The sequence below is a fragment of the Xanthomonas sp. CFBP 7698 genome (assembly GCF_003600855.1).
GTDB classification, from domain to species: Bacteria; Pseudomonadota; Gammaproteobacteria; order Xanthomonadales; family Xanthomonadaceae; genus Xanthomonas; species Xanthomonas cannabis.
In genome coordinates, this window is sequence record NZ_PRDN01000001.1 from 438,887 (window position 1) to 456,142 (window position 17,256).

The 17,256-nt window shown below is 67.3% G+C and carries 13 protein-coding genes and 1 tRNA gene; 11 read left to right on the forward strand and 3 right to left on the reverse strand.

Going from position 1 to position 17,256, the window contains the following annotated elements; all coding sequences use genetic code 11:
- Positions 1-287: 287 nt before the first annotated feature.
- From XnspCFBP7698_RS01880 to XnspCFBP7698_RS01915, 6 genes are all read left to right on the forward strand, one after another.
- On the forward strand, positions 288-2,225 hold the full coding sequence (locus tag XnspCFBP7698_RS01880) for a heme lyase CcmF/NrfE family subunit (RefSeq protein ID WP_104579698.1): 1,938 nt from the start codon (positions 288-290) through the stop codon (positions 2,223-2,225).
- Entirely contained in the window at positions 2,218-2,820 is a 603-nt protein-coding gene (locus tag XnspCFBP7698_RS01885) for a DsbE family thiol:disulfide interchange protein (RefSeq protein WP_039565919.1), read from the forward strand. Before XnspCFBP7698_RS01880 ends, XnspCFBP7698_RS01885 begins: the two co-directional genes overlap by 8 nt.
- Positions 2,817-3,254 carry a cytochrome c-type biogenesis protein gene (locus XnspCFBP7698_RS01890; RefSeq protein ID WP_047696546.1) on the forward strand — a complete coding sequence of 146 codons (438 nt, stop codon included), beginning with the start codon at positions 2,817-2,819 and terminating at the stop codon, positions 3,252-3,254. Before XnspCFBP7698_RS01885 ends, XnspCFBP7698_RS01890 begins: the two co-directional genes overlap by 4 nt.
- Positions 3,254-4,267 carry a tetratricopeptide repeat protein gene (locus XnspCFBP7698_RS01895; protein WP_199680012.1) on the forward strand — a complete coding sequence of 338 codons (1,014 nt, stop codon included), beginning with the start codon at positions 3,254-3,256 and terminating at the stop codon, positions 4,265-4,267. The genes XnspCFBP7698_RS01890 and XnspCFBP7698_RS01895 overlap by 1 nt, the downstream gene beginning before the upstream one ends.
- A gap of 1,154 nt (positions 4,268-5,421) precedes the next feature.
- Complete coding sequence (locus XnspCFBP7698_RS01910) at positions 5,422-6,606, forward strand: homoserine O-acetyltransferase (RefSeq protein WP_104579720.1); 1,185 nt, start codon at positions 5,422-5,424, stop codon at positions 6,604-6,606.
- A gap of 101 nt (positions 6,607-6,707) precedes the next feature.
- Positions 6,708-7,007, forward strand: a complete 300-nt coding sequence (locus XnspCFBP7698_RS01915; protein ID WP_104579719.1) for a DUF1294 domain-containing protein — start codon at positions 6,708-6,710, stop codon at positions 7,005-7,007.
- Between the two features lie 54 nt (positions 7,008-7,061).
- Here XnspCFBP7698_RS01915 and cydC read toward each other — a convergent pair whose 3' ends face one another.
- Together cydC and cydD are read right to left on the reverse strand one after the other, a co-directional pair.
- The gene (gene cydC, locus XnspCFBP7698_RS01920; RefSeq protein ID WP_104579718.1) at positions 7,062-8,738 is read right to left on the reverse strand and encodes a thiol reductant ABC exporter subunit CydC; all 1,677 of its coding nucleotides are present in this window, start codon (positions 8,736-8,738) and stop codon (positions 7,062-7,064) included.
- Positions 8,735-10,444 (reverse strand): thiol reductant ABC exporter subunit CydD, encoded by a 1,710-nt coding sequence (gene cydD / locus XnspCFBP7698_RS01925; RefSeq protein WP_104579717.1) that lies wholly within the window; start codon positions 10,442-10,444, stop codon positions 8,735-8,737. Before cydD ends, cydC begins: the two co-directional genes overlap by 4 nt.
- Before the next feature lie 177 nt (positions 10,445-10,621).
- On the opposite strand from cydD, the gene XnspCFBP7698_RS01930 reads away from it, so the two are divergent.
- The 5 genes from XnspCFBP7698_RS01930 (at position 10,622) to XnspCFBP7698_RS01950 (ending at position 15,229) form a co-directional block, all read left to right on the forward strand.
- Positions 10,622-12,244 (forward strand): cytochrome ubiquinol oxidase subunit I, encoded by a 1,623-nt coding sequence (locus XnspCFBP7698_RS01930; protein WP_104579716.1) that lies wholly within the window; start codon positions 10,622-10,624, stop codon positions 12,242-12,244.
- Positions 12,245-12,259: 15 nt separating this feature from the next.
- Positions 12,260-13,411, forward strand: a complete 1,152-nt coding sequence (gene cydB / locus XnspCFBP7698_RS01935; protein ID WP_104579715.1) for a cytochrome d ubiquinol oxidase subunit II — start codon at positions 12,260-12,262, stop codon at positions 13,409-13,411.
- Between the two features lie 220 nt (positions 13,412-13,631).
- A complete protein-coding gene (gene cydX / locus XnspCFBP7698_RS01940; protein ID WP_047696850.1) occupies positions 13,632-13,742 on the forward strand; it encodes a cytochrome bd-I oxidase subunit CydX in 111 nt (36 codons plus the stop codon).
- 60 nt (positions 13,743-13,802) lie between these two features.
- Positions 13,803-13,879: transfer RNA gene (locus XnspCFBP7698_RS01945), tRNA-Pro, on the forward strand.
- A 123-nt stretch (positions 13,880-14,002) separates the two neighbouring features.
- Positions 14,003-15,229, forward strand: coding sequence for an MFS transporter (locus XnspCFBP7698_RS01950; protein ID WP_199680087.1), 1,227 nt, complete (start codon positions 14,003-14,005; stop codon positions 15,227-15,229).
- Here the strand turns inward: XnspCFBP7698_RS01950 and XnspCFBP7698_RS01955 are convergent.
- Positions 15,210-17,123 (reverse strand): CocE/NonD family hydrolase, encoded by a 1,914-nt coding sequence (locus XnspCFBP7698_RS01955; protein ID WP_104579713.1) that lies wholly within the window; start codon positions 17,121-17,123, stop codon positions 15,210-15,212. The genes XnspCFBP7698_RS01950 and XnspCFBP7698_RS01955 overlap by 20 nt on opposite strands.
- Between the last annotated feature and the right edge of the window lie 133 nt (positions 17,124-17,256).

Below are 17,256 nucleotides of genomic sequence, written 5' to 3' on the forward strand. Positions count from 1 at the left end.
CTGCGACCGGCGATCGGAAGTGCGGAAGAGACTCGATGCAGTCGTCGGAAGCTGCGCGGCGGGTGTGTCTTCCGGTGTTCCCGGCGGCACGTGGGACGCTTCTCGCCCCTTCCGCCGGCCGACGCACGCGCCGGCCACGGAAGACGGCGCGATCGCAAGAGGCGGCGTTGCACGTCACCGGGCTTGGCGCGCCCCCCTGTGCCGCGGTCTGTGCGGGTCTTCCGACGTGGCCCGTCTGCCTGCCGCTTCCGCTGGCCCGTTCCACGCCGCCCGGTTCTGGGTCTCCCATGCTTCCTGAGCTCGGCACCTTTCTGCTGGTGCTGGCCCTGCTGGTGGCGCTGGTGCAGGCCGCCGTGCCGTTGGCCGGCGCCCAGCGTGGCCGCAGCAGCTGGATGGCAGTGGCGCGGCCGGCGGCGCTGGTGCAGCTGGGCCTGATCGCCACCGCCTTTGCGGTGCTGACGCACGCGTTTCTGGTACAGGACTTTTCGGTGCGCTATGTCGCCGAAAATTCCAACAGCCTGCTGCCGGTCATGTACCGCTACTCGGCGGTCTGGGGCGCGCACGAAGGCTCGCTGCTGCTGTGGACCCTGGTACTGGCGCTGTGGACCGGCGCGGTGGCGCTGTGGTCGCGGCAATTGCCGGCACAGGTCGTGGCGCGCGTGCTGGGGGTGATGGCGCTGATCAGCGTCGGCTTTCTGGCCTTCCTGCTGTTTACCTCCAACCCGTTTGCGCGCCTGGTGCCGGTACCGCTGGAAGGCGCCGACCTCAATCCACTGCTGCAGGATCCGGGCCTGATCATCCATCCGCCGATGCTGTATTGCGGCTATGTCGGCTTTGCGGTGCCGTTCGCCTTCGCCATTGCTGCATTGCTGGAAGGCCGCATGGACGCACGCTGGCTACGCTGGACGCGGCCGTGGACCAATGTGGCGTGGTCGATGCTCACCGTGGGCATCGCGCTGGGCAGCTGGTGGGCGTATTACGAACTGGGCTGGGGCGGCTGGTGGTTCTGGGATCCGGTGGAAAACGCCAGTTTCATGCCGTGGCTGGTCGGCACCGCCTTGCTGCATTCGCAGGCGGTCACCGAAAAACGCGGCAGCTTTGCCAGCTGGACCCTGCTGCTGGCCATTGCCGCTTTTGCGCTGTCGTTGCTGGGTACCTTCCTGGTGCGCTCGGGCGTGTTGACCAGCGTGCATTCGTTTGCCGCCGACCCGTCACGCGGACTGTTCATCCTGGTGTTCCTGCTGGCGGTGGTCGGTAGCTCGCTGCTGCTGTACGCGTTGCGCGCGCCACGGATGTCGGCCGACGCTGACCCACGCCGCGCATTTGCCGGCAGCTCGCGCGAAACCTTGTTGCTGTTGAACAACCTGCTGCTCGCCTGCGCCTGCGCGATGGTGCTGTTGGGCACGCTGTATCCGCTGCTGGCCGATGCGCTGGGCCTGGGCAAGCTGTCGGTCGGCCCGCCCTACTTCGGCACGCTGTTCGTGGTGTTGATGGCGCCACTGGTGGCGCTGTTGCCGTTTGGCCCGCTCACCCGCTGGCAGCGCGAACAGGCCTCGCGGCCGCTGGCGCTGCTGGCGCCGTGGGCGGCCCTGGCGCTGGCGGCCGGAGTGCTGGCCTGGTTCATGGCGCCGCAAGGCCAGTTCAAGGCCGCGATCGGTGTGGCCGGTGCGGCCTGGGTGATGCTGGGCACCGCACGCTTCCTGTGGACGCGGCGGGCGGCCAAGGGCCGTCGCTACACCGCCGAAATGCTGGGCATGGTGCTGGCGCATCTGGGCGTGGCGGTGTTCCTGGCCGGTGCCTTGCTGGTTGAATCGCTGAGCCTGCAACGCGAAGTGGCGCTGGCGCCCGGCCAGCAGGTGCAGCTCGGCCGCTATGCGCTGCACTTCGACAGCCTGGAAGAACGGCGGGGACCCAATTACGTGTCCGACCGCGCCAACCTGCAGGTGTTCAAGGACGACGCACCGGTCGGCATGCTGCATGCAGAAAAGCGTCGCTACGCCAGCGGCGGACAAACCCTCACCGAGGCGGCGATCCGCCCCGGCCCGTTCGGCGACCTGTATGTCGCCCTTGGCGAACCGCTGGGCAATCAGGCCTGGGCGGTGCGCGTCCACCTCAAACCGTTCGTGCGCTGGATCTGGCTGGGGGCGCTGCTGATGGCGCTCGGCGGCCTGGTCACGGCCGCCGACCGGCGTTTTCGTCGTTCTCCGGAGATCCAAGATGGTTGAGTCACGTTCGCCCCGCCTGCCCACGGCCGTCCTCGTGGGCGCCATCGTGCTGCTGCTCGCACTTGCAGCACTGCTGGTCTATGCGGTGGTGCGCTCAGGTCACGACGATCGCGATGCCCTGCCCTCCGCGCTGATCGGCAAACCGGCACCGGAGTTCGCGCTGCCGCTGCTGCACGACCCCAGCATTGTGGTGCATGCGCGCGAGCTGCGCGGTGCACCGTACATCATCAACGTATGGGGCAGCTGGTGCCCGGCCTGCCGTGAGGAACATCCGGTGCTGAGCCGCTTTGCGCTGACCAAGCGCGTGCGCGTGATCGGCTACAACTGGAAGGACGAGCGCGCCGATGCGTTGCGCTGGCTGGAGCAACTGGGCAACCCGTATCTGCTGGTGGTCGCCGATCAAGATGGCCGCACCGCCATCGACTTCGGCATCGCTGCCGCACCGGAGACGTTTCTGGTCGACGGGCGCGGCGTGGTGCGCTGGAAATACAGCGGCATGCTGACCCAATCCATCATCGACACCCAGCTGATTCCGGCGCTGAGCAAGATCGAACGCTCGCCCACTGCCGCTCCGGACCTGCACGCCAACCAATGACGCGCGCCTGGCTGCTGACGTTGCTGCTGTTGCTGCCTTGGCTGGCCCTGGCCCAGCCGGTCGGTGACCCATCGCCGCTGCAGTACCGCTCGGCGGCGGAAGAAGCGCGTTTCCACGCGCTGACCGCCGAGCTGCGCTGTGTGCAGTGCCAGAACCAGTCGCTGGCCGATTCCAACGCGCAGATTGCGCAGGACCTGCGTCGCGAGGTGCTGGCGCTGATGCACGACGGCCGCAGCGATGCGCAGATCCGCCAGTTTCTGGTCGCCCGGTATGGCGAGTTCGTGTTGTATCGCCCGCAGGTGGAATCGCGCACCTGGCTGTTGTGGTTCGGCCCGTTGCTGGTGCTGCTGCTGGGCGGGGTGGCAGTGATGATGGTGGTGCGTCGGCGCAGTGCGGCCGCACCCGCGTTACCCGCCGACGAGCAGGAGTGGTGATGGCCGGCTTCGTCATTGCGGTGATCGTGATCGCCTTGCTCGCGTTCGGCGTGGCGCTGCGGCCGCTCTGGCGTGAAACGCGCGGCCTGGCGGCCGGCATTGCGGTGCTGTTGCTGGCTGCCAGTGCGGCGTTGTACTGGCTGGTCGGCACGCCCTCGGCGATCGAGCAGGCCGCCAACCGGCCGGCCGCCCCGCGCACCCTGGACGAAGCCATTGCGCAGCTGCGCACGGCGCTGGCGCGCAATCCCGATCAGGCCGAAGGCTGGGTGCTGCTGGGGCGCTCGCTGTCCAGCCAGCAGAAGTTTGCCGAGGCCCGCGATGCCTTCGCGCGCGCGGTCACCTTGCGCCCGGACGAGCCGGACGTGCTGGTGGCCGCCGCGCAATCGCGCATGCTGGCCGACGACAGCGGCCGCCCGGACCCGCAGGCCATGCGCCTGCTCGAACACGCGTTGGTGGTAGCGCCTGACCATCAACGCGCACGCTGGTTCCTGGGCGTGGTGCAACGTCAGGCCGGCCAACCCGCCCAAGCCAGCGCCACCTGGGAACCGCTGCTGCGGGTGGTCGACGCCAGCACCCGCCCCGGCCTGCTCGAACAGATCAACGCCGCGCGGCAGGAAGCCAAGCTTGAGCCGATCCGGACACCGCCGGCGCCCGCCGCCGATGCAGCCGCTGGCAAACGCATCCAGGTGCGTGTAACGCTGGATGCGGAGTTCGCAAAACGGGCGGGCCTGCCCAACGACACCAGCGTGTTCGTGATCGCGCGTGCGGCCGACACACCGATGCCGGTAGCAGTGGAAAAACACGCACTGAGCGAACTGCCGTTGACCCTCACCCTCGACGACGGCGACAGCCCGATGCCGACGCGCCCGCTGTCGTCGCTGGACAAGGTGCAGGTGCTGGCCCGGCTATCGCGCAGCGGCAACGCCATGCGCCAGGCAGATGACATCGAGAGCGTGCCGGTGACGGTGGAACTGCCGGCAGGCGCCCCAGTGGAACTGGTGATCGGCCGCTGAGTGCTCGCCGTGTGTCATTGCACGCCTTGGGGCCAATGGACAAGGAGCGACCAACAAGGCGCAGGCTGCAACCGCATGCAGTTGCGCACCACCATCGTGACTGCTTGAAAGCTCTGCGCACCGACCACCATGACTGGCCCTGCGCCTTTGCTGCCCGGATCAAGCAATCAGGTAGCGACGCCTGCATTGTGCGTGTCGCGATCGCTTGGCTATCTTCACGTCTGGTCGAGGGCGCGGTGCCCTCACCGCTCGCGGGACACGCCGTAAACCCGTCCATGGGGACCGTGTGGCGGCATCCATGCCGCCACACGGTCCCGCAATCGGTGAGGACACCACGCCAGACAGTTGGCTGGCGATTTTGTTGAAAAGCCTGGCGGTTTTGTTGAAAAGCAAAGACACCGCGTCGCAGTTTGCTAGTCGCTGTTGAAATCCATGCAGACCGACCATCTCCACTGGTCCTTGCCCGCCCACCGTCGCGGGACCCTTGGCGGCATGGATGCCGCCACGGAGCTTACATGGACGTACTTGCAGCGTGTCCCGCGATGGTGGGCGGGCAAGGGCCCTGCAGCAAAGGCGCAGATGATCCGCTCTCTGCCTGATCTGTCCATAGCGAGCAATCAGGTTGAGACGCATGAAATGTTCGTATCGCAAGCGCTTGGCAATCTTCAAGCCTGGTCGAGGGCGCGGTGCCCTCCCCGCTCGCGGGACACGCCGTCAACCCGTCCATGGGGGCTCGGTGGCGGAATCCATGCCGCCAACGGTCCCGCAATCGGCGAGGACACCACGCTAGACAGTTGGCTGGTGGTTTTACTGAAGAACGAAGACACCGCGTCGCACGGTTTGCTGATTGCTCTGTTGAAAGCTCTGCAGACCGACCATCTCGACTGGTCCTTGCCCGCCCACCGTCGCGGGACCCTTGGCGGCATGGATGCCGCCAAGGAGCTACATGGATGTACTTGCGGCGTGTCCTGCGATGGTGGGCGGGCAAGGGCCCTGCAACCAAGCTGCAGCTCACGCGCTTTGAAGAGCGGCATCACACCACGCAACGGCTTAAACCAATTCCCGATTCCCAATTCCCGATTCCCAATTCCCGATTCCCGATTCCCGATTCCCACCCTGCACCCAGCGCATCCCATGGCAGATAGAATTGCGACATGACTGAATTCATTCCTCCCGGCACGCTCTACCACGCACTGCCTTCGCCGTTTCCGATGAAACGCGGTGGCGTGTTGCATCAGGCACGCGTGGCGTATGAGACCTGGGGCACGCTGGCCGCAGACCGCAGCAACGCCATCCTGATCGTCACCGGCCTGTCGCCGAACGCGCACGCTGCAGCCAACCAGGCCAATCCCGAGCCGGGTTGGTGGGACGCGATGGTCGGGCCGGGCAAGCCGATCGATACCGCCCGCTGGTTCGTGGTGTGCGTCAATTCGCTGGGCAGCTGCAAGGGCTCCACCGGGCCGGCGTCGATCGATCCGGCGACCGGGCAGCCGTATCGGCTGACATTTCCGGACCTGTCGATCGAAGACGTGGCCGATGCAGCCGCCGACGTCGTGCGCGCACTGGGCATCACCCAGCTGGCCTGCCTGATCGGCAACTCGATGGGCGGCATGACGGCGCTGGCATTGTTGCTGCGCCATCCGGGCATTGCACGCAATCACATCAACATCTCCGGCAGCGCGCAGGCGTTGCCGTTTTCCATCGCCATCCGCTCGCTGCAACGTGAAGCGATCCGGCTAGACCCACACTGGAATGGCGGCAATTACGACGACATGCACTACCCGGAATCGGGCATGCGCATGGCGCGCAAGCTTGGCGTGATCACGTATCGCTCGGCACTGGAGTGGGATGGCCGCTTCGGCCGGGTGCGGCTGGATTCCGAACAGGCCGCCGACGACCCGTTTGGCCTGGAATTCCAGGTGGAAAGTTATCTGGAAGGCCATGCGCGCCGTTTCGTGCGCTTCTTCGACCCCAACTGCTATCTGTATCTGAGCCGCTCGATGGACTGGTTCGACCTGGCCGAATCCGTGGACACGGCCCCGGTCAATGCGACGCGGACCGTCGACACGCACAGCAGCATCGCGTCTGCAGACGTCTCCACCGAGGCCGAAGTGTTGGCCGGCCTGGCCAACATCCGCATTGCGCGTGCGCTGTCGATCGGCGCCAACACCGACATCCTGTTTCCGGTGCAGCAGCAGGAGCAGATTGCCACAGGCCTGCGCGCAGGCGGCGCCGATGCCCGCTTCCTCGGCCTGGATTCGCCGCAGGGCCACGATGCCTTCCTGGTGGATTTCGCCCGTTTCGGCCCGGCAGTCCGCGACTTCCTGGACGCCTGCTGATTGCCAGGTCCAGAGCCACTTCCAGAGCCAGAGCACGGCCCTCGCAAACCACCAGCAGCGTCCTGCCGCGCCGGCTGCTGGCCGGCCTGTTCGCGGTCGGCATGCTCGGCCTGGTGCTCGCAGACCGGCTACCGGCTGCGATTGCGCTCTGGTACGCGGTAACGAGCATTGCCGCGCTGATCGCCTATCGGCTGGACAAGACCGCCGCCACGCGCGGCCAGCGCCGCACCCCGGAAGCCACCCTGCATGCCATCGCCTTGCTCGGCGGCTGGCCCGGCGCGCTGCTGGCGCAGTCGCTGTTCCGGCACAAGACCGTAAAGACCTCGTTCCAGATCGCGTTCTGGGTCAGCGCGCTGGCGAACGCCGCGGCCCTGGCGTGGGCGGTGTATCTGACGAGGTGAGGCGTGTCGTCGACCTGGTCTTGTCGGCGCATGACGCACCGCTCGTCCGACGGCTCACTCCAGCGGTTGCAGCACTCCGCCCCGCATGCGGTAGTGCCGATGCACCACGCCGGCGGGCACGCTGTCGTGGGTGATCATCACCAGGCTGCGCTCACCCAGTACGGCGGCAAGATCGAGCAGCAAGGCGTGCGCGGTGTCCACGTCCAGGCCGTCGGTGGGTTCGTCCAGCAGCAGGATCGGGGCATTGCGCAACAGCGCGCGGGCCAGCGCGAGGCGGCGCGCCTGGCCTGCGGAGAGCGTGGCGCCGTTTTCGCCAACCCAGGTGTCCAGGCCATCCTGGGCGGTGGCCCAGTCGCGCAGACGCACCTGATCCAGCGTTGCCCACAGCACGGCATCGTCGGCATCGGCATCGCCGATGGCCAGGTTGTCTCGCACGGTGCCGGCGAACACCGGCGCGTTCTGCGGCAGCCAGGCAATGCGCCGATGCCACTGCGCCTGCGCAAAGGCTTTTAGATCGATGCCGGCATAGCGCACCTGCCCAGCGTGCGGGTCCCACAGGCGCAGCAGCAGGGCCGACAAGGTGCTCTTGCCGCTGCCGCTGTCGCCGCTGATGGCGATACGCTCGCCGGGCGCCAGGGTCAGGTCCAGCGCCTGCAGCACCGGACGCACGCCGCCAGGCCACGCGAAGGACACCTGCTGCAGTTGCAGCGTGCCGCTGACCGGTACATCGACGGGCTGTGCAGGGTCGCTGACCGAGGGTGCCTGATCGACGATGGCCTGCAGGCGTCTGGCGGCCACGCGCGCACTCTGCAACGCCTGTAGCGCCAGCCCGGCACCGGCCCAGACTTCCAGCAGCGCCATGGTCAGGAACACCAGCCCTGCCGCCAGTTCGGCCGTAATCAAGCCGCGCTCGGCAGCGTGCAGCGCCAGCCACAGCATGCCGGCCAGCCCGATGCCGCCGCACACCGCATGCAACGCCGTGCCGGCAATCAGGTGCTGGCGCTGCAGGCGGTCGCCCTGCACCACGTCGGCTGCAGCGGCATCGGCCTGCTGCAGCCAGGCGCCCTGCGCATCGATGGCGGCCAGATCGGCCGCGCCCTCGAGCCCTTCGAACGCCTGCGTGCGCAGCACCGTGCGCTGCTGCGCACGCAGCCGCTCGCGTCGTGCGCCGCCACGTGCAACCTGCCACGGCACCAGCCCGCCGATCAGCACGCCGAGCACCAGCAACAGCAGCGCGGCAGGCAGGTAGATCAACGCAGCGGCAACCAGCCCGGCCAGCCAGATGCCGAGCAGTGCGCTCAGCGGGGCAAGCGCACGCACGCTCAGACCGTCCACCTCGCCGATGTCGGACATCAGCCGCGCCAGCAGATCGCCGGTGCGCGTGGCCGACAACCGGCCCGGCGCAAGCGGCAGCGCGCGCCGGAAGAACCACACGCGCAGATCGCGCGCAATGCGCAGCGTCGCATCGTGCCCGATCACCTTTTCGCCGTAGCGCGACACGATGCGGGCAAAGGTCAGCGCGCGGATGCCCGCCGAGGGCGAGAAGAAATTGAAGCCCGCGCCCATGCCGGCCACGCCGGCCAGGGCCGCGGCAGTCAGGAAGCTGCCGGACAGGCCCAGCAGCCCCACCCCGGCAAGCGCGGTGACCAGCACCAGCAGCGCCGACAGCAGCAGGCGCCATGCATGCCGGTGAAACACATCGCGCAGATGGTCGTGGCGTGGGTCGCTCATGGCTGCTCCACCGTGACGCTGGCGCCGTGCAGATCGATCACCGTGTCGGCCCAGCGCATCACGGCCGGACTATGCGTGGCCAGCACCACTGCGCGGCCGCGCGCAAACACGCCCAACGTGCGTAGCAGCTCCGCTTCGGTGTCGGGATCGAGAAAGGCGGTGGGCTCGTCCAGCAGCAGCAGGTCCGGCTCGCGCAACAGCAGCCGCGCCAAGGCCACGCGCCGCGCCTCGCCGCCGGACAGGCCGAAGCCGCGTTCGCCGATCACCGTGTCCAGGCCGGCCGGCAGCTGCGCGGCAAACCGTATCACCTGCGCCGCATCGGCCACCGCCAGCAGTCGCGCGTCGCTGGCCTGCGGGTCGGCAAGGCGTAGGTTGTCGGCAATGCTGCCGTGAAACAGGTAGGGCCGCTGGGTGGCGTAGCCCACCCGCGTCCCGGGGCGCAGCACCACGCTACCCGCCTCCGGCGTCAACCAACCGGCCAGGCCCTCCAGCAAGGTGCTCTTGCCGCTGCCGCTGGCACCGATCAACGCCACGCGCTGGCCGGGCTGCAACGCCAGCGAACACTGCGTCACCACCGCATGCGGCGCGCCCGGCGGGCGCAACGCCAGATCGCGTACCTGCAGCAGCGGCGCACGCGCCTGCGCCGGCTCCAGTGGACGTGGCGGCGGCGCGCCGGCAGGCGCCGGCTCGGCGTCAACGCCTTCCAGCAGTCGCTCGGCTTCGGCCACCGCTGCCAGCGCATTGGCGCGGTCGTGGTAATGCGCAGCAAGACGTCGCAGCGGCGCGAAGAATTCCGGTGCCAGCAGCAAGCAGAACATGCCCGCGCCCAGGGACGGCAGCCCATGCAGGTCGAGCATGCCCAGATAGCTCAGGCCGAAGTACAAGGCCACGATCGCCACGCTCACCGATGCGAAGAACTCCAGCACGGTGGACGACAGGAACGCGATGCGCAGCACTTTCAGCGAGCGCTCGCGCACGCCCTCGGCGGCGGCGGCAATCCCGCGCAATTCCGCCTGGCCGCGGCCGTACACGCGCAGCAGGCCCAGGCCCTTCAGACGATCGGCGAAATGCCCGCCCATGCGTGCCAGCTCGCCCAGCTGCTCGCGGCCGGCGGCCTCGGCGCCCCAGCCCACCAGCATCATGAACAACGGGATCAACGGCGCGGTCAGCAACAGCACCAGGCCCACCACCCAATCGACTGAAAACACCGCAATCAGGATCAGCGGTGGCACCAGGAGCATCTCGGTCCGCGCCAGCTGATAGCCGACGAAATACCCTTCCAGCGCATCGGTATGCGCCAGGCTCAGTTCGCCGAGCTCGCCGCTGCGTTGCCGGCGCAGCCACACCGGACCGTGCTGCACCAGGCGACGCGCGATGCGTGCACGTAGCGCGCGCTTGGCCACATCGGCCACCTCGCCGGTCAGCGCTTGCGCCCAGGCCGTGAGCAGCGCACGGCCGAGCACGGCCACCAGCAGGCCGATGCCCACGTCGCGCAGCTGCGCCACGGGCACGTGCCGCACCAGCACTGCCTGCAGCAACCAGGCAATCGCGGCCGATTGCGCGAGCAGCAGCACCCCGGACAGCGCCACGGCCACACCGGCCAGCCGCCGCGCACGTGCGGCGAGTACGGCCAATGCATCCAGCCATTGGCCGCGCTGGCGGCGCTGGGCGGGTGTTTCGCTGGCTCGCACGCTGGGCTGGCTCACATCGGTTCGGTCGAAGACTGCTCACTGCAAGCGATTGTAAGTCGCCACCCGCCGCTGCGGGATGGGCATTGTGCCGCAGCTCATCGGGGCCGCATTGATTTGGATCAACGCGCCGGGCGCGGCAGGAGCAGATGATCCGCCGCATCCACTACCGATTCTCAACCAGGCCACCCCGCCATGATCGACTCGACAGTTGTCGAACTGTCGCGGCTGCAGTTCGCAGTCACCGCGATGTACCACTTCATCTTTCCGCCGCTGACCATGGGGCTGTCGTTCCTGCTCGGCATCATGGAAAGCGTCTACGTCATGACCGGCAAGCAGATCTGGCGACGCATGACCATGTTCTGGGGCGTGCTGTTCGGCATCAACTTCGCCATGGGGGTCGGCACCGGCATCGTGATGGAGTTCGAGTTCGGCATGAACTGGTCGTACTACAGCCACTACGTCGGCGACATCTTCGGCGCACCGCTGGCGATCGAAGGGCTGATGGCCTTCTTCCTGGAGGCGACCTTCCTGGGCCTGTTCTTCCTGGGCTGGAACCGCCTGAGCAAGGTGCAGCACCTGATCACCACCTGGCTGGTGGCGCTGGGCAGCAACTTCTCCGCGCTGTGGATCCTGATCGCCAATGGCTGGATGCAGAACCCGGCCGGCGCGGTGTTCAACCCGGACACCATGCGCATGGAAGTGGTCGACTTTGTCGCCGTGCTGTTCAACCCGGTGGCGCAGGCCAAGTTCGTGCACACCGTCAGTGCGGGCTACGTGCTGGGTGCGGTGTTCGTGATGTCGATCAGCGCGTTCTATCTGCTACGCGGCAAGCATGTGGAGATGGCGCGGCGCTCGTTCGCGGTGGCCGCCGCGTTTGGCCTGCTGTCGTCGCTGTCGGTGGTGGTGCTGGGCGATGAAAGCGGTTATGCCGCCAACGAGCACCAGAAGATGAAGCTGGCCGCGATCGAGGCGATGTGGGAAACCGAAGCTGCGCCGGCCGACTTCACTGCGTTCGGCATTCCGAACCAGACCACCCATCGCAACGATTACGCGATCAAGATCCCGTACCTGATGGGCCTGATCGCCACGCGCTCGCTGGATGAGCCGATTCCAGGCATTCTTGAATTGGTGGGCCGTGCCGAACACCGCATCCGCGGTGGCCAGATCGCCTACGGCGCACTGCAACGCATTCGCGCCGACAAGAACGATGCCGAAGCACGCAAGGTCTTCGATGCGCATTGGCAGGACCTGGGCCACGGCCTGCTGCTCAAGCGCTACCGCGACGACATCGGCAACGCCACGCCCGAGCAGATCGCCCAGGCCGCGATGGACACCGTGCCGCGGGTGCTGCCGCTGTTCTGGACCTTCCGCATCATGGCGGCCATCGGCATCTACCTGATCGCCTTCTTTGCGGTGGCGTTCTGGTTTGCGTGCAAGCACAACTTCCAGGAAAAGCGCTGGTTCCTGACCCTGGCACTGTGGACGTTGCCGCTGCCGTGGATCGCGATCGAATGCGGCTGGTTCGTGGCCGAGTACGGCCGCCAGCCGTGGGCGGTGGAAGGCGTGCTGCCCACGTTCTACGCCGCATCGGGGCTGGATCTGTACGAGATCGTGATGACGCTGGTCGGGTTCACCGCGCTGTACACCACGCTGCTGGTCATCGCGATCAAGCTGTCGTTGAAGACCATCCGCAAGGGACCGGATGCGATGTTCCCGCCGACCCAAGGCACTCCATCGCCGCACAGCGATTCGCCCCACGCGTCCTCACCCGACGCCCTATTGAGCACCGGCGCGCTGGCCGGCGGCGCACCGTAAGCCAGGAGAGACACCATGGATTTCATCTTGCTCGACTACACCACATTGCGCGTGATCTGGTGGCTGTTGCTTGGCATATTGCTGTCCGGTTACGCGGTGATGGGCGGCTTCGATCTGGGCGTCAGCAGCTTGCTGCCGCTGGTTGCCCGCAACGATGCCGAACGCCGGCTGGTGATCAATACCATCGGCCCGGTCTGGGAGGGCAACCAGGTGTGGCTGATCCTGGGCGGCGGTGCCATCTTCGCCGCGTTCCCGCCCTTGTACGCGGTGAGTTTTTCCGGGTTCTACCTGGCGATGTTCGTGATCCTGTTTGCGCTGATCCTGCGCCCGGTGGGCTTCAAGTTCCGCGGCAAGCTGGTCGGCCAGCGCTGGCGCAACAACTGGGACTGGGCGCTGTTTGTCGGAGGTTTCATCCCGGCGCTGATCATGGGCGTGGCCGTCGGCAATGTGCTGCTGGGGGTGCCGTTCCATTTCGACGACAGCATGCGCACGTACTACACCGGCAACCTGTTCGGCCTGCTGACGCCGTTCGCGTTGCTGGCCGGTGTGCTCAGCGTGGCGATGCTGGTTGCGCATGGCGCGGCCATGTTGGTGCTCAAGACCGATGGCCCGGTGGCCGAGCGTGCGGCGCGTTTTGGCAGCATCGCGGCGCTGATTGCAGTGGGCGTGTTTGCCGCGGCCGGTGCCTGGGTCGCGCTTGGCCTGCCCGGCTATGCGGTGACCTCGGTGCTGGCGACCGACGCGCAGACCAATCCACTGGCCAAGACCGCTGCACTCACCGCCGCCGGCGGCTGGCTGCACAACTACAGCAGCATGCCGGCCACCTTGCTGGCCCCCTTGATCGGGCTGCTCGGGCTCGCCATGAGCGCCGTGCTGTTGCGCGTGCGGCGCGGCGGCCTGGCCTTCATCGCCTCGGGCAGCGCCATCGTGGGCATCGTCTTCACCGTGGGCCTTGCGCTGTTCCCGTTCCTGTTGCCCTCCTCCACTGCACCAAGCGCCAGCCTGACGCTGTGGGATGCCTCCAGCAGCCGGCTCACGTTGTGGATCATGCTGCTGGCCACCACCGTGTTCATGCCGATCATCCTGGCCTACACGACGTGGGTGTATCGCGTGCTCAGGGGCAAGGTCACCGACGACGAACTGTCGGCCAATCCCAATGCGTATTGAGGGCGGCCACCCACCCGACCGACGGCCCACCGCGATGCGGCGTCATTCGGTAGCGGCCCGTTGCGCTCGCACGTGCCCGGCTGCTTCGCGCTACGCAGCCTGGCAATGACTGCCTGGTTCGCGGCGCTGGCGCTTCATCTCACTTTCTTGCGGCGACACCAGCGCAATGGCGCCGCCGCGTTCGCCATCCCACTTTCGCAACGATTCGAGGAGCAACATCATGTGGTACTTCGCCTGGATTCTCGGTACCGGCCTGGCGGCACTGGCTGCAGTGCTCAACGGCATGTGGTTCGAAGCACGCGAGCCCGAGCGCATCCAACCGCCGCAGTAAAAATAATTGCGCAAGATGCTTGCCGATTCCGCATTCCCTATGTAACATACGCGGCTCCTTCGGGGTGTAGCTCAGTCTGGTAGAGCGCTACGTTCGGGACGTAGAGGTCGCAGGTTCGAATCCTGTCTCCCCGACCAGTTTCAAAACACAAAACCGGCCTCGTGCCGGTTTTGTGTTTTCAGGCGCCGTCGCACGCATGTGCATGGTGCGGATGGTCTGTCATGTCTGTTGTCACCGCCGCCGCTTCCTCGTCCGCCCAATTGCGTGGTCGCGGCCTGGTGCTGGCTGCCATTTTGTTGTCGGCCTTCAACCTGCGCACTGCGGTGACCTCGCTGACGCCGCTGCTGGAGCGTATCGCCGACGAATACGCCTTCGGTGCACCGACGATGGGTGCGCTGGGCATGTTGCCCACCGCTGCCTTTGCGTTGACCGGTGTGGCGACCCCGGCGGTGTTGCGTCGCATCGGCTTGCTGCGTACCGCCGTGTTGTCGATGGCGCTGGCAACGCTTGGCATGGTCTTGCGGCCGCTGTTGCCGGGCACCACCGGGCTGCTGCTCGGCTCGCTGGTGGCGCTGGCTGGCATGGGCATGGGCAACGTGGTGCTGCCGCCGTTGGTGAAACGCTATTTCGGCGACCGCGTGGGCCGCGTCAGCACGCTGTACATCACCGTGCTGCAGGTGGGCACCTTGCTGCCGGCGTTGCTGGCGGTGCCGGTGGCCGATGCGCTGGGTTGGCGCAGCTCGATGGTGGTGTGGGTGATGCCGGCCCTGCTGGCATTGGCGGCGTGGGCGCTGGTGCATGCCAGCCAGGGTCGCCTGCGCGCCACCGGCCCGGCGCCGGTCACCCCGACCCCGGAGGCCGAGGGCCGGGTCGCACGCACCGCGCTGGGCTGGAGCATGGCGGTCACCTTCGGCATGACGTCGTTGGTCACCTATTCCATGTTCACCTGGTTGCCCACGCTGCTGCGCGAAGCCGGCGCCTCGCCTGCCTTCGGCGGCACCATGGTGGCGTTGTTCGCGGCGCTGGGCATGGTGGGTGCGCTGACCATGCCGGCGCTGGCGGTGCGCATGCGCAACCCCTTCCCGATCGTGCTGGCGTGCGCGGCCTGCCATCTGGTCGCGTTCGCCGGGCTGTGGTGGGCGCCATTGGCCGCGCCGATCCTGTGGGTGACCCTGCTCGGCCTGGGCCCAAGCACCTTTCCGCTGGCGCTGGTGCTGGTCAACCAGCGCAGCCGCACCGCGGCCGGCTCGGCCGCACTGTCCGGGTTCTCGCAAGGCATGGGCTATGCGATGAGCTGCCTGGGGCCGTTTCTGTTCGGCTGGCTGCACGCCCACCGCGGCGGCTGGACCTCCCCGTTCGTGTTCCTGGTGATCTGCATCCTGGTGCAGCTGGCCGCCGCCTGGGTGGCCTGCCGCCCGCAACTGCTGGAAGACAGCTGGGCGCAGCCGGCGCGCGGCGCCCGTGCGGTCAACGCACCGGCAGACTGATGTAGCTGGGCTGCTCGGGGCTCACATACACCCGTTGCGTGGCCTTCTGATACTCGCCCGGCTTGGCGAAGAAGATATTGGGCACGTAGGTCTGCGGGTTGCGGTCGTAGAGCGGGAACAGGCTGGACTGCACCTGCACCATCACCCGATGGCCCGGCTGGAAGGTGTGGTTGGCAGTCGGCAAACCGAACTGGTACGCCAGCGGCTGGTTGGCCGCCAGTGGCTTGGGCGTGCTGAAGCTCTCGCGGTAGCGGCCGCGGAAGATCGCCAGCGATACCGGCAACTCGTAGCCGCCCATCTTCGGGTCCGATGCCATCTCGTCCGGATACACGTCGATCAGCTTAACCACCCAGTCGCTGTCGCTGCCGCTGGTGGACGCCTGCAGATGCACCTCCGGTGCGCCGGCGATCTGCAGCGGCTCGGTCAACGGCTCGGTGACGAAGGTCAGCACGTCCGGGCGGCCGTCGACAAAGCGCTGGTCGTGCACCAGCCAGGTGGTCCACATGCTGCGGTCGCCAAAATCCACCGGGCGTGGCACGAACGGCACCGGCTTGGCCGGGTCGGAGACGTACTCTTCGAAGCCGGGCTGCCCGGCTGCCGGCGCCTTGAACGACAACTTGCCACCGGCCTGCAGATACAGCGGCCTGCTCGCCGCCGCGCAGCCCTTGGCGCAGCTGCGCGGCCAGGCTTGCAGGCGGTCCCAGTGGTTCTCGCCGGTGTTGTAGATGAACACCGGCGGTGTGCTGGCCTTGGGCGCGCCGTCGACCAGGTACTGGTCGAAGAACGGGCGCAGCACCTCGGAGCGGAACTGCCGCGCGGTATCGCCGTTGAAGTTCAGCGCGCCCAGCGAACCGCCATCGTAGTTCACCTGGCTGTGCCGCCACGGGCCCATCACCAGGTAGTTGAGCGTATTGCCCTTGTCACGCGGCTCCATCGCCGCGTAGCTATGAACCGCGCCCCACATGTCTTCCTGATCCCACAGGCCTTGCAGCCACATCGTGGGCACCTTCAGTGGCATGCGCGCCATCACCTTGTCCAGCGCCTGCTCCTGCCAGAACGCATCGTAGGCGGCGTGTTCGGTGAGCTTGTGCCACCACGGCAACTGCTCGAGGCCGGCGGCCCTGGCGAAGTCGCCGGCCGAGCCGGCACGCAGGAAGTTGCTGTAGTCGTCGTGCCCCTGCCGCGCGATGCCGGTGCCCTTGCCGCGCTGGGTGAGCTGGCCGGTGAAGTAATCGAAGTTCACCTGGCGGAACGCGCCGTAGTTGAACCAGTCGTCGCCCATCCAGCCGTCGATCATCGGGCTTTCCGGCACCGCCACCTTGAGCGCCGGATGCGGGTTGGTCAGCGCCATCACCACGGTGAAACCTTCGTAGGACGAGCCGATCATGCCGACCTTGCCGTTGGACTCCTTCACGTTTTTCACCAGCCAGTCGATGGTGTCCCAGGCATCGGTGGCATGGTCCACCTCGCTGGGATTGAGCGCACCGCGCAGCGGCCGGGTCATCACGTAATCGCCTTCGGAGCCGTACTTGCCGCGCACGTCCTGGATCACGCGGATGTAGCCGCCTTCCACGAACACGTCATCGCCCTGCGCGAGCAGGTCCTTCATATGCGGCGATGCCATGCGCTCGGTGCGCCCGCTGGCGTTGTACGGGGTACGCGTGAGCACCATCGGCGCGTTGCGCGCGCCCTTGGGCAGCACGATCACCGTATGCAGCTTGACCCCGTCGCGCATCGGGATCATCACCTCGCGCTTGATGTAGTCGTTGGCGGCATCACTGGCCACGAACGGCTTGCCGGTGATGTCCGGCGTCATTGCTGCGGTCTGGGCGAAGACGCTGCCGGTGCTGGCGGCAATGGCGGTGGCGAGCAGGCAGGCGGCAAGGCGGCGCATCGACAACTCCGGAGTGTGCGGGGGGCAATCGTCGACTGTAGGCAGGCACCGGGCTGCCGGGGGAGTGTCAAAGGTCGTGGTTGCGGCGTGCACTAGCCCGAGTCTCTGTGGCGCTGACTGACTGACTGACGGC